Source organism: Klebsiella sp. KTE92 (assembly GCF_000398905.1).
GTDB lineage: Bacteria > Pseudomonadota > Gammaproteobacteria > Enterobacterales > Enterobacteriaceae > Klebsiella > Klebsiella variicola.
Genome location: NZ_KB976100.1, coordinates 1270682 through 1283704, shown reverse-complemented (window position 1 = coordinate 1283704; position 13023 = coordinate 1270682). Strand labels below are relative to the sequence as shown.

The window sequence follows — 13023 nt, the reverse complement described above, 5'->3', positions numbered from 1 at the left end:
CCGCATCATGGCATATCGCTTAGCGTAACGTCCATGCGCGCACCGCTTCTAATCATTCACAGAAAATATGTCAGAGTTTGCATTAATCATTCCCTACGCTCACTATAAAGAGGCTTGTTATGAGGACGGAATAAGTCCAGGAGGAAACATGTTTAAAGCGCTTACCGCTATTATCACCTTAGCCGCCTCCGCCAGCGTCATGGCGCAAGGCGATGTCACGTTGAACAGTCTGGCCCACGATGCCGCCACCCGGGCGTCGTTTAACCAGATGGTCAAAGGCCATCAGCTGCCCGCCTGGGTAACCACCGGCGGCACCGGTTCACCGGCGCAGACGGTGAAACTGGGTAGCGAATCCTGGCAGGTGTTAAGCGCCTGCAAACCCCACGACTGCGGCCATGAACGTATCGCGGTGATCTGGTCGGAGAAAAGCCAACAGATGTCCGGCGTTTACTCGGTGGTCGATGAAAAAACCGACCAGGAGAAGCTGACCTGGCTTAACGTCAGCGATGCCCTGTCCATCGATGGCAAAACCGTGCTGTTTGCCGCCCTCAGCGGTAGCCTCGACAACCATCCGGACGCCTTTAACTACCCGTAACCGCCCGTCGCCCCCGTCAGCCTTTTCCCGACGGGGGCTTCCCTGATTAGCCATCCGGGAACATCACGCTGTTCCCCGGCGCTTCCCGATGCAGATGGATAAAGTTCAGGTGCCGTTCGTACTGGTCGAGAATATCGGTGATCACCTGCTCTTTGCTGTAGTCCATCAGGTCGTTACCCTGACTGCCCTCCAGCAGGAAGGTCTCCAGCCGGTAATAGGTGGATTTCCCGCTGCGCGCCCGATAGGTAAAGCCCGGCACCGAGTACTGCTGCGGCCAGATCTTGTAGATAAAGTTCTGCTCGTCGCCCATGTGCACCAGCAGATCGAGGTGGCCCAGGTTCTCGCCCTCTTCCGGCGGCAGGCTCTTCAGTTCCACTGCGGCGCCGCGCAGCCGCAGCTCCTGGGCTACCTCTTCCATCGCCGGGTAGCACACCGTCTCCATCATCTGTTTGGTATAGCGCGTGCCCGGGTAATTCATCAGCCGCGACAGGCGCTTCTTCCAGCTCAGACGATCCTGGAGGCCCATCGGACGCGGGGCGGTGTCGCGACTGGCGCTGACCCGGCGGTAATCTTCCACTTTCAGGGATTTATACAGTCCGGCCATCACGAAGAAAATCACAAAGCTGAACGGCAGACCCATGATCACCGTGGTGTTCTGCAGCGCCGAGATGCCGTTGGTCATCAGCATCCCGAGGGTCAACAGACCGATGGCCACCGACCAGAAGATGCGCAGCCAGTTCGGGGCGTCGCTGTTGATGTCCTTCAGCTTCGAGGTGAAGTTCCCCAGCACCAGCGCGCCGGAGTCGGCGGAGGTGACGTAGAACAGCAGACCGGTAATGGTCGCCACCGACGCGCTAAAGGTAAACGCCGGGTACTGCGCCAGCAGGCTGTAGAATCCGCGTTCCGGGTGGACCATCGCCTCCTCGGCAAAGGCCGCGTCGCCGTGAATAATCTCATACAGCGCGCTGTTGCCGAACACCGATAGCCACAGCAGGGTAAAGGTGAACGGAATAATCAGGGTGCCCATCACAAACTGGCGGATGGTGCGTCCGCGCGAAATGCGCGCCAGGAACAGGCCCACAAACGGCGACCAGGCCACCCACCACGCCCAGAAAAAGAGCGTCCAGTTATTCATCCATTCCACCGGCCGGTCGAAGGCGAAGCTGTTCAGCGTCATGCCCATAAAGCGGTTGACGTAGTCGCCGACGTTCAACACTAACGCATTGAGCAGGAAGGAGGTATCGCCCATGAACAGCACGAACAGGATCAACCCCAGCGCGAGGGCGACGTTCAGCTCGGAGAGCACGCGGATGCCCTTGTCCACCCCGGAGGTGACCGAGATGGTGGCGATGATCACCGACAGCGCAATCAGCGCCGCTTTTGCCGCCAGCGAGTCCGGAATATCGAACAGCACGCTCAGACCGTAGTTGAGCTGCACGACGCCGATACCGAGGGTGGTGGCGATGCCGAAAATGGTGCCGATCACCGCCGCAATATCGACGCTGTGGCCGATGGGCCCATTGATCCGTTTGCCAAAAATCGGGTACAGCGCCGAGCGGATGGTGAGCGGCAAATTATAACGATAGCTAAAGTATCCCAGCGCCATACCCATCAGGGCATACATTGACCAACCGGTTAAGCCATAGTGAAACAGCGTCCAGACCATCGCCTGGCGCGCCGCCTCGATGGTCTGCCCCGCCCCTTCCGGCGGCTGCATATATTGCGTCACCGGCTCGGCGACCGAGAAGAACATCAGGTCGATACCGATCCCGGCGGCGAACAGCATCGCCGCCCAGCTCAGCAGGCTGAACTCGGGCTTTGACTGCTCCGGCCCGAGCTTCACCGAGCCGAAGCGCGAGCAGGCAATGCAGACGACGAAGACGATATACAGCGTCGCCGCCAGCAGATAGTACCAGCCGAAGGTTTTCGACACCCAGTCGAGGGTGCGCCCAATCCACTCGGCAGAAAAATCGCGAAAAAAGATCGTCATCAGGGAAAACAACAAAATCAGTCCGGCCGAGGTATAAAAAACCACCGGATTGATTTTGTCCTTTTCTCTGTTTTGCGAAAGATCTGTCATCCAGTATCCCCACTGTTTTTGTAACTATTAAAATTCAATAACGTAACAATTAAGACACATTTTATATTGAACGTCCAATCAAAAACCGCTTTAATAGTTAACCAACGCTGATGAATGGAGTGGCAAAAATGCCCAAACTGGGGATGCAGCCAATCCGGCGCAGGCAACTGATCGACGCCACGCTGGACGCTATAAATGAAGTCGGAATGCATGATGCGACCATCGCGCAGATCGCCCGACGGGCGGGCGTATCGACGGGGATCATCAGTCACTATTTCAAAGATAAAAATGGTCTGCTGGAGGCGACCATGCGCGACATCACCAGCCAGCTGCGCGACGCGGTGCTCAACCGTCTGCACGCCCTGCCGGACGGCAGCGCCAGCCAGCGCCTGCAGGCGATTGTCGGCGGCAACTTTGATGAGACGCAGATCAGCAGCGCGGCGATGAAGGCCTGGCTGGCCTTCTGGGCCAGCAGCATGCACCAGCCGATGCTTTATCGGTTACAGCAGGTCAGCAGCCGTCGGCTGCTGTCGAACCTGGTGTACGAATTCCGCCGCGAGCTGCCGCGCGAGCAGGCGCAGGAGGCCGGCTACGGGCTGGCGGCGCTGATAGACGGCCTGTGGCTGCGGGCGGCGCTCAGCGGCAAACCGCTGGATAAGACGCTGGCGCAGTCGCTGACCAGCCACTTTATTCGTCAGCATTTACCGAACCCATAACCGAGGAGGCGTTATGTCCCGAATGGCAGAACAGCAGCTTTATATTAATGGTGGTTATACATCGGCCACCAGCGGTCGCACCTTCGAGACCATCAACCCTGCCACTGGCGAGGTGCTGGCGACCGTTCAGGCTGCCGGACGCGAGGATGTCGACCGCGCCGTTGAAAGCGCGCAGCGTGGGCAAAAAATCTGGGCGGCGATGACCGCCATGGAACGCTCGCGCATCCTGCGTCGCGCCGTCGACCTTCTGCGCCAGCGCAACGATGAGCTGGCGCGGCTGGAGACGCTGGATACCGGTAAACCCCTCAGCGAAACCGCCGCCGTCGATATCGTCACCGGCGCCGACGTGCTGGAGTATTACGCTGGCTTGATCCCGGCGCTGGAAGGCAGCCAGATCCCGCTGCGCGACAGTTCCTTCGTCTATACCCGTCGCGAACCGCTGGGGGTGGTAGCCGGGATCGGCGCGTGGAACTACCCGATCCAGATCGCCCTGTGGAAATCGGCGCCGGCGCTGGCCGCCGGCAATGCGATGATTTTCAAACCGAGCGAGGTCACCCCGCTCACCGCCCTCAAGCTGGCGGAAATTTACAGCGAAGCGGGCCTGCCGGACGGGGTGTTTAACGTCCTGCCAGGGATCGGCGCGGAGACCGGCCAGTATCTGACCGAACATCCGGGTATCGCCAAAATCTCCTTCACCGGCGGCGTCGCCAGCGGCAAAAAAGTGATGGCCAACTCCGCGGCATCGTCGCTGAAAGAGGTCACCATGGAGCTGGGCGGTAAATCGCCGCTGATTATCGCAGACGATGCCGACCTCGACCTCGCCGCCGATATCGCCATGATGGCCAACTTCTACAGCTCCGGTCAGGTGTGTACCAACGGCACCCGGGTGTTTGTCCCGGCGAAACGGAAGGCGGAATTCGAGCACAAGATCCTCGAACACGTGGGCCGCATCCGCCCCGGCGATCTGTTTGCCGATGACACCAACTTCGGCCCGCTGGTCAGCTTCCCCCATCGCGACAACGTTCTGCGCTATATCGAGAGCGGCAAACGCGAAGGCGCGCGCCTGCTGTGCGGCGGCGAGGCGCTGAAAGGCGACGGTTTCGATAACGGCGCGTGGGTCGCCCCGACGGTGTTTACCGACTGTAACGACGAGATGACCATCGTGCGCGAAGAGATCTTCGGCCCGGTGATGTCGATCCTCAGCTATACCGACGAAGCGGAGGTCATTCGCCGCGCCAACGCCACCGAATACGGCCTCGCCGCCGGCGTGGTGACGCCCAACCTCAACCGTGCCCACCGTCTTATCCACCAGCTGGAAGCCGGCATCTGCTGGATCAACAGCTGGGGTGAATCCCCGGCGGAGATGCCGGTTGGCGGCTATAAGCACTCCGGCATTGGCCGCGAGAATGGCGTCATGACGCTGCAGAGTTACACCCAGGTGAAGTCCATCCAGGTTGAGATGGGTAAATTCCAGTCCATATTTTAACCGGGAGGTTTTTTTGCAATTTGACTACATCATTATTGGCGCCGGCTCCGCCGGCAACGTTCTGGCAACACGACTGACTGAAGATCCAAACACCACCGTCCTGCTGCTGGAAGCCGGCGGCCCGGACTACCGGTTCGACTTCCGCACCCAGATGCCCGCCGCGCTGGCTTACCCGCTGCAGGGCAAACGCTACAACTGGGCCTACGAAACCGAACCTGAGCCGTACATGAACCATCGCCGCATGGAGTGCGGACGCGGCAAAGGACTGGGCGGCTCGTCGCTGATCAACGGCATGTGCTACATTCGCGGCAACGCGATGGATCTGGACAACTGGGCCAAAGAGCCGGGTCTGGAGCACTGGAGCTATCTCAACTGCCTGCCCTACTACCGGAAAGCGGAAACCCGCGATATCGGGCCTAACGACTATCACGGCGGCGATGGCCCGGTGAGCGTGACGACACCGAAGCCGGGCAATAATCCGCTCTTCGAGGCGATGGTTGAAGCCGGGGTGCAGGCGGGCTATCCGCGTACCGACGATCTCAACGGCTACCAGCAGGAAGGCTTTGGCCCGATGGACCGCACCGTGACGCCGCAGGGCCGTCGCGCCAGTACCGCCCGCGGCTATCTCGACCAGGCGCGAGGGCGCCCGAACCTGACCATCCGCACCCATGCGCTGACCGATCACATTATTTTTGCCGGCAAGCGCGCGGTGGGCGTCGAGTGGCTGGAGGGAGAAAGCACGATCCCGTCAAAAGCGACGGCCAACAAAGAGGTGCTGCTGTGCGCCGGGGCGATTGCCTCGCCGCAGATCCTGCAGCGCTCCGGCGTGGGTAACCCGGAGCTGCTCAGGCAGTTCGATATCCCGGTGGTGCACGATCTCCCCGGCGTGGGTGAGAACCTGCAGGACCATCTGGAGATGTATCTGCAATATGAATGCAAAGAGCCGGTGTCGCTCTACCCGGCGCTACAGTGGTGGAACCAGCCGAAGATCGGCGCCGAGTGGCTGTTCGGCGGCACCGGCATCGGCGCCAGCAACCAGTTCGAAGCGGGCGGTTTTATCCGCAGCCGCGCAGAATTCGCCTGGCCGAACATTCAGTACCACTTCCTGCCGGTGGCGATTAACTACAATGGCTCCAACGCGGTGAAAGAGCACGGCTTCCAGTGCCACGTCGGTTCAATGCGTTCGCCCAGCCGCGGCCACGTGCGCCTGAAGTCGCGCGACCCGCACGCCCATCCGGCGATCCTGTTTAACTATATGTCCCATGAGCAGGACTGGCAGGAGTTCCGCGACGCCATCCGCATTACCCGCGAAATCATGAACCAGCCGGCGCTGGATAAGTATCGCGGCCGCGAAATCAGTCCGGGAATAGAATGCCAGAGCGATGCCGAGCTGGATGAGTTTGTGCGCAACCACGCCGAGACCGCGTTCCACCCGTGCGGGACCTGTAAGATGGGTTACGACGAGATGGCGGTGGTCGATGGCGAGGGCCGCGTCCACGGTCTGGAAGGCGTGCGGGTGGTCGATGCCTCGATTATGCCGCAGATCATCACCGGCAACCTCAACGCCACCACCATTATGATCGGCGAGAAGATGGCTGACGCCATTCGCGGCCGCCAGCCGCTGCCGCGCAGCACCGCGGCGTATTATGTCGCTGGCGAAGCGCCGGTTCGCCGTTAACGGGTCAATGCCGGGCGGCGGCTACGCCTTGCCCGGCCTACCCTGAGGCAATGTAACGTAGCCCCGGTAAGCGCAGCGCGACCGGGGTGCCGTTCCCGGGTTTGACCACATAGGGTGATGTTAGCGAAATGACTCAAGGCGTTTGATCTGCTGCCCGTCGGCAGTAAAGTTCTCCGCCGCCAGCCACGCCCGCAGCGCCGCATCGCGCGCAGGCCACTCGCCGTCGATGATGGACAGCATATCGCTGTCGCGCGTCCGCCCTTTACGCACCAGCCTCTGCCGCAGACGTCCTTCCCAGCTAAAGCCCAGCCGCTCGGCGGCCCGGCGCGAGGCAACATTCATCGAATCGCATTTCCACTCCAGCCGACGGTAGCCATGGTCAAAGCCGTTCTTCAGTAACAGCCAGACCGCTTCGGTACCCAGCGGGGTGTTTTTCATCCGTCGCGACCAGGTGACATGGCCGATCTCAACCGTGCCCATTTCCCGCTCGATCGCCAGATAGCTGACGATGCCCACCGCCTGCTCGCTACGCAGGTCAACCACCGCATACGGCACCAGAGCATCATCATTCACCTTGCCCGCGATCCAGTGGGCGGTCGCCGCCACGCTCTCCGGCCGCGTAGACGCCAGCCACGTCCAGTCGCTGTTGTCGCCGAGCGCATAGGCGGCAAACAGATCCGCCGCATGACGGTCAACGTCCAGCGGCTCCAGTCGACAAAAACGGCCATTTAACGCCGTCCGCCGCAGGACTTGCGCCCCCTGCCAGCCAGGAACAAGGTCGTTCACCTGCTGGCCAAACTCATTGATTTCCGGCACACCCACCTCCTTGCAATAGACGATTTGTTATAGCAAGAAGCCAGAAGCGGAGAAAGACGCTTCTGCGCGGCCGGCAATAACCTGTCGTTCTTGAATATGCGTTTTTAGCATAAGGATATCCTTATTTTGACTTTACGCCTTTTGGCAAGCGGCCTAACGTAGCGAGGCATAAAAAATTAAAACAACCATTTTTCAGGGATTGCACATGACCAAAAAACTGTTGCCTTTACTGGTACTGACGGCGCTCACCGCCGCCGCGCATGCCGCTACACCGCCCAACACGCTGGTGGTCGCCCAGGGTCTCGACGATATCGTCAGCCTCGACCCGGCGGAAGCGAACGAACTCTCCAGCATTCAGACGGTCCCCAGCCTCTATCAGCGTCTGGTGCAGCCGGACCGCAACAACCCTGAAAAAATCGTACCGATCCTCGCCGAAAGCTGGCAGGCCGATCCGGCGGCGAAAACCCTGACCATCAAACTGAAGCCGGATGCTAAATTCGCCTCCGGTAATCCGCTGCGCCCGGAAGATGTGATTTTCTCTTACACCCGTGCGGTGACGCTGAATAAATCGCCGGCGTTTATTCTCAACGTGCTCGGCTGGCAGCCGGACAACATCGCCAGCCAGCTGAAAAAGATTGATGACCATACCCTGACGCTGCACTGGACCGCCGACGTCAGCCCGGCGGTGGCGCTGAATATTCTCTCCACCCCTATCGCCTCCATCGTTGATGAAAAACAGGTGGCGCCGAACGCGAAAAATAATGACTTCGGCAACGACTGGCTGAAGATGCACTCGGCGGGCAGCGGGGCCTATAAAATGCGCGTCTACCAGCCGCATCAGGCCATCGTGCTGGAAGCCAACGCCAGCTCCCCCACCGGCGCGCCGAAGATCAAGAGCATCATTATTAAAAACGTCCCCGACCCGGCTTCCCGCCGCCTGCTGATCCAGCAGGGGGATGCCGACGTGGCGCGCGATCTCGGCGCTGACCAGATTGCCGCCCTGCAGGATAAACCCGGCGTGAAGGTGCTGAGCATCCCGTCCGCCGAGCAGAACTATCTGGTGTTTAATACCGCCAACAGCGCCAACCCGCTGCTGAATAATCCGGCCTTCTGGGAGGCGGCGCGCTGGCTGGTCGATTATGAGGGCATCACCAAAAACCTGCTGAAAGGCCAGTACTTTATTCACCAAAGCTTCCTGCCGGCCGGCCTGCCGGGGGCGCTGGAGACCAATCCGTTCACCTTCGACCCGCAAAAAGCTAAGGCTATCCTCGATAAAGCGGGCATTAAGGATGCCCACTTCACCCTCGACGTGGAGAACAAACCGCCGTTTATCACCATCGCCCAGTCGCTGCAGGCCAGCTTTGCCCAGGGCGGGGTGAAAGTGGATCTGCTGCCGGCCGCCGGCAGCCAGGTTTATGCCCGGGTACGCGCGAAGCAGCATCAGGCGGCGATCCGCCTGTGGATCCCGGACTACTTTGATGCGCATTCCAACGCCAGCGCCTTTGCCTGGAACGATGGTAAATCCAGCACCGTGGCCGGGCTCAACGGCTGGCAGATCCCTGAGCTGAATAAAGCCACCCTCGCCGCGGTGGCGGAGCCGGACCCGGCGAAACGCCTCGATCTGTACAAAACGATGCAGGAATCCCTGCTGCAGCATTCGCCATACGTCTTTATTGACCAGGGGAAAACCCAGATCGTGGTACGCGATAACGTGAAGGGCTATCAGCAGGGGCTGAACGCCGATATGGTCTGGTACGATAACGTGACCAAGTAAGCGGGTTATGTCACCGGGCACGGCGGCCTCGCCTGCCCGGATGACCGTTTCGCCACCCGGGCCCGGCGGGCGTCGCGCCGTCGGGAATCATGCTGATATACCAGGAATTTCCATTTTCCATGCCATCGTTTTCCACTCACCTTACCCGCCTGCTGCAGGGGCTGTTGACGCTGCTGCTCACGCTGTTCGGGCTGTTGCTGGTCACCTTCTCGCTCTCCGCGCTGTCGCCCGTCGACCGCGTACTGCAGATCGTCGGCGACCATGCCAGCCAGTCGACCTATGACCAGGTTCGCCATCAGCTGGGTCTCGACCAGCCGCTGCCGGTGCAGTTCTGGCACTACCTAATCAACCTGGCTCATGGCGATCTCGGTATCGCCAGCGCCACCGGCCAGCCGGTGCTCCACGATCTGCTGGCCGTCTTCCCGGCCACCCTTGAGCTGGCGACCCTGGCGCTGATCGTCGGCGCGGTACTGGGCATCGTCGCCGGGGTGCTGTGCGCGCGTTACGTCGGTTCACCGTGGGATCTGGCGGTGCGCACCTTTACCCTGTTGGGCAACTCGGTGCCGATATTCTGGCTCGGCCTGCTGATGCTGGCCCTGTTCTACGCCCGGCTACAGTGGGCGCCGGGCCCGGGTCGCCTCGACGATATTTATCAGTACACCGTCGAGCCGCGCAGCGGTTTTGCGCTGATCGACACCTGGCTCTCCGGCGATACCGCGGCGTTTAAAAATGCGATCGGCCATCTGGCGCTGCCGGTGCTGGTGCTGGGCTATTACTCGCTGGCGAGCATCACCCGCCTGACCCGCTCCGCCTGCCTGAGCGAGATGAACAAAGAGTACATTCTGCTGGCGCGGGCCAAAGGGGCCGGAGAGATGACGATTCTGCTGCGCCACGTCCTGCCCAATATCCGCGGCACTCTGCTGACGGTGACCGCTCTAGCCTGGACCTCCATGCTCGAAGGGGCGGTGCTCACCGAAACCGTCTTCTCGTGGCCGGGGATCGGCCGCTACCTCACCACCGCGCTGTTCGCCGGAGATACCACGGCGATCATGGGCGGCACGCTGCTGATTGGCGTGAGTTTTGTGCTGATCAATAACCTGACCGACCTGCTGGTGCGGTTAACCGATCCGAGGGTGCGCTGATGCCGACTTATCTGTTTTTACGCCGTCTGCGCCGCTCACCCGCCGCCTTCAGTGGCCTGACCCTGGTGATCCTGCTGGTGCTGACCGCGCTGTTCGCCCCGTGGCTGGCGCCGCACGATCCCAACTGGCAGGATGCCGCCGCCCGCCTGCAGGGGCCGGGGGCGGGACACTGGCTCGGCACCGACAGCTACGGCCGCGACCTGCTGTCGCGCCTGCTCTACGGCACCCGCCCGGCGCTGGGTCTGGTGGCGCTGGTGACCGCCATTACCCTGCCCGTCGGGCTGCTGGTAGGTATCCTCTCCGGCTACTATGGCGGGTGGCTGGAGCGGATACTGATGCGCTTTACCGACGTGGTGATGTCGATGCCGCGGCTGATCCTCGCTTTCGCTTTCGTGGCGATGCTCGGCCCGGGGCTGGTCAACGGCGCGCTGGCGTTAGCCCTGACCACCTGGCCGGCCTACGCCCGTCAGGCGCGCAGCGAAATTCAGCGCCTGCGCCATAGCGACTACCTCGCCGCGGCGGAGATGCTGGGCATCCGCGGCTGGCGGCTACTGATTGGGCATATTCTGCCGCTGTGTCTGCCGTCGGCGATTGTCCGGCTGGCGCTCGATCTGGCGGGCATTATCCTCGCCGCCGCCGGTCTCGGCTTTCTCGGCCTGGGCGCCCGCCCGCCGATGGCGGAGTGGGGAGCGATGATTGCCGACGGGATGCAGGTGATTTTCGACCAGTGGTGGATCGCTGCCATCCCCGGCGCGGCGATCCTGCTCGCCAGCCTGGCGTTTAACCTGCTGGGCGATGGCCTGCGCGATATTCTGGAGCCGCAACATGACTGACATCCGACTGACCGTCCAGGGACTCGCCGTCGACTACCCCACCGCCCGGGTGGTGGACAACGTCAGCTTCACCCTCGGCAACGAGCGGCTGGCGCTGGTGGGCGAATCCGGCTCCGGCAAATCGATGACCGCCCGGGCGCTGATGGGCCTGGTGCGCAAGCCCGGGGTGGTGAGCGCCGAACGGCTGGAGGTGCTGGGGCGCGATGTGCTAACCCTCAGCGCCCGCGGCTGGCGCGCGCTGCGCGGCAACGATATCGCTATGGTGCTGCAGGATCCGCGCTATGCGCTGAATCCGGTGCAGTCCATTCAGACGCAGCTGGAAGAGGCGTTAACCCTGCATCAGCGTCTCAGCCGCCGTGGGCGCGCCGAGGCGGTTAAAGACGCCATCGCCGCCGTCGGTCTGGATCTGCCGGTCCTCAGCCGCTATCCCGGGGAGCTCTCCGGCGGGATGGGGCAGCGGGTGATGATCGCCCTCGCGCTGCTTAATAACCCGAAGGTGCTGATAGCCGACGAGCCAACTTCGGCCCTCGACGCCCGCCTGCGCAACCAGATCCTCGAGCTGCTGGTGGAGCAGTGCGCGCAGCGGCAGATGGCCATGCTACTGATCAGCCACGATCTGCCGCTGGTGGCCGCGCATTGCGATCGCGTGCTGGTGATGTACCAGGGGAGACAGGTCGATGAGATGCCGGCGTCGGCGCTGCCGAGCGCGACGCACCCTTATACCCGCACCCTGTGGACCTGCCGGCCGAATGCGCACACCTACGGCCAGATGCTGCCGACCCTCGACAGAACCCAGGACTTTACGGAGACGGCCCATGGCGATCGTTAATCTTCAGGATTTGCAGGTAACATTCGGCGCGAAGACGGCGGTCTCTGCCGCCAGTTTCTGTGTCGACGCCGGGGAAACCTTCAGTCTGATCGGCGCCTCCGGCTGCGGTAAATCGACGATTTTGCGCGTGCTCGCCGGATTACAGCGCGAATGGCGCGGCAGCGTAGAACTGCTGGGCCAGGGCATCGCGCCGGGCGCCCGCTTTCAGGGCGCGCTGCGGCGCAACGTGCAGATGGTGTTTCAGGATCCGTACGCCTCGCTGCATCCCAACCATACTCTGTGGCGCACCCTGGCGGAGCCGCTGCAGATCCACGGCATCCGCGACGTTGCCCCGCGGGTGACCACCGCCCTTGAGCAGGTGGGTCTGGCCGCCGACGCCGTCCGCCGCTATCCACACCAGCTCTCCGGCGGGCAACGGCAGCGCGTGGCCATTGCCCGCGCCCTGCTGCTGCGCCCGCAGATCCTGCTGCTGGATGAGCCGACCTCGGCGCTGGATATGTCAGTGCAGGCGGAAATTCTCAATCTGCTTAACCGCCTGAAACAGGAGCACGGCATAACCTATCTGCTGGTGAGCCACGATGCCGACGTCATCGCCCATATGTCCGATCGGGCGGCGTTTATGGCGGAGGGTGTGATCCAGCGCTTTTTCGATCGCGAAGCGCTGGTCAACGGAGAACACCGGATGAGGTGAGGCCAGCGGATGCCCGCTGTTTTGTCGGGTGGCGCTTCGCTTACCCGACCTGGGGTCCGTGCGGCCTGCCGTTAATTTACCCACTTGCGGCGACTGAAACTGCCGGTTTCCCCCCTCTTCCTGTGTATGAAGAGCCGGAGTGAGGCTCGGTTTTCCCCCTCTCCCTGTGGGAGAGGGCCGGGGTGAGGGCAACAGAGCGCACCCTGTCCCCGCTGCCCGGCGCCTTAGCCCGATGCGCCGTTGTTTTGTCGGGTGGCGCTCCGCTTACCCGACCTGGGATTCGTGCGGCCTGCCGTTAATTTATTCACCATTGTTGCTGAAACTGCCGATGCTGGCGGCCTCAACATCGCTGAGACGTTCCCGGCAGGCCGGGGCAGCCCGCA

General features: G+C 61.9%; 11 protein-coding genes. 9 read left to right on the top strand and 2 right to left on the bottom strand.

What is annotated here, in order from left to right; all coding sequences use genetic code 11:
* The first annotated feature begins 148 nt into the window (after positions 1 to 148).
* The gene (gene ivy / locus A1WC_RS19085; protein ID WP_008805565.1) at positions 149 to 595 is read left to right on the top strand and encodes an Ivy family C-type lysozyme inhibitor; all 447 of its coding nucleotides are present in this window, start codon (positions 149 to 151) and stop codon (positions 593 to 595) included.
* A gap of 46 nt (positions 596 to 641) precedes the next feature.
* On the opposite strand, the gene betT is transcribed toward ivy, so the two are convergent.
* A complete protein-coding gene (gene betT / locus A1WC_RS19090) occupies positions 642 to 2675 on the bottom strand; it encodes a choline BCCT transporter BetT (RefSeq protein ID WP_016160452.1) in 2034 nt (677 codons plus the stop codon).
* A gap of 128 nt (positions 2676 to 2803) precedes the next feature.
* Here betT and betI point away from each other — a divergent pair, with 128 nt between their 5' ends.
* The 3 genes from betI to betA are packed head-to-tail and all read left to right on the top strand — an operon-like array spanning position 2804 to position 6555.
* On the top strand, positions 2804 to 3391 hold the full coding sequence (betI, locus tag A1WC_RS19095) for a transcriptional regulator BetI (protein WP_004151671.1): 588 nt from the start codon (positions 2804 to 2806) through the stop codon (positions 3389 to 3391).
* 13 nt (positions 3392 to 3404) lie between these two features.
* Positions 3405 to 4877 carry a betaine-aldehyde dehydrogenase gene (betB, locus tag A1WC_RS19100; protein WP_016160451.1) on the top strand — a complete coding sequence of 491 codons (1473 nt, stop codon included), beginning with the start codon at positions 3405 to 3407 and terminating at the stop codon, positions 4875 to 4877.
* A 13-nt stretch (positions 4878 to 4890) separates the two neighbouring features.
* The gene (betA, locus tag A1WC_RS19105) at positions 4891 to 6555 is read left to right on the top strand and encodes a choline dehydrogenase (RefSeq protein WP_016160450.1); all 1665 of its coding nucleotides are present in this window, start codon (positions 4891 to 4893) and stop codon (positions 6553 to 6555) included.
* A 120-nt stretch (positions 6556 to 6675) separates the two neighbouring features.
* Here the strand turns inward: betA and A1WC_RS19110 are convergent, their stop codons facing one another.
* Positions 6676 to 7371: a GNAT family N-acetyltransferase gene (locus tag A1WC_RS19110; protein ID WP_016160449.1), complete on the bottom strand. Its 696-nt coding sequence runs from the start codon at positions 7369 to 7371 to the stop codon at positions 6676 to 6678.
* Between the two features lie 205 nt (positions 7372 to 7576).
* Here A1WC_RS19110 and A1WC_RS19115 point away from each other — a divergent pair, with 205 nt between their 5' ends.
* The 5 genes from A1WC_RS19115 (at position 7577) to A1WC_RS19135 (ending at position 12640) form a co-directional block, all read left to right on the top strand.
* Positions 7577 to 9145, top strand: coding sequence for an ABC transporter substrate-binding protein (locus tag A1WC_RS19115; protein ID WP_008805560.1), 1569 nt, complete (start codon positions 7577 to 7579; stop codon positions 9143 to 9145).
* Positions 9146 to 9264: 119 nt separating this feature from the next.
* Entirely contained in the window at positions 9265 to 10287 is a 1023-nt protein-coding gene (locus A1WC_RS19120; RefSeq protein ID WP_016160448.1) for an ABC transporter permease, read from the top strand.
* Positions 10287 to 11120, top strand: coding sequence for an ABC transporter permease (locus tag A1WC_RS19125; protein WP_008805558.1), 834 nt, complete (start codon positions 10287 to 10289; stop codon positions 11118 to 11120). Before A1WC_RS19120 ends, A1WC_RS19125 begins: the two co-directional genes overlap by 1 nt.
* Positions 11113 to 11949, top strand: coding sequence for an ABC transporter ATP-binding protein (locus tag A1WC_RS19130; RefSeq protein WP_012542510.1), 837 nt, complete (start codon positions 11113 to 11115; stop codon positions 11947 to 11949). Before A1WC_RS19125 ends, A1WC_RS19130 begins: the two co-directional genes overlap by 8 nt.
* Entirely contained in the window at positions 11936 to 12640 is a 705-nt protein-coding gene (locus A1WC_RS19135) for an ABC transporter ATP-binding protein (RefSeq protein WP_016160447.1), read from the top strand. Before A1WC_RS19130 ends, A1WC_RS19135 begins: the two co-directional genes overlap by 14 nt.
* Positions 12641 to 13023 lie beyond the last annotated feature (383 nt).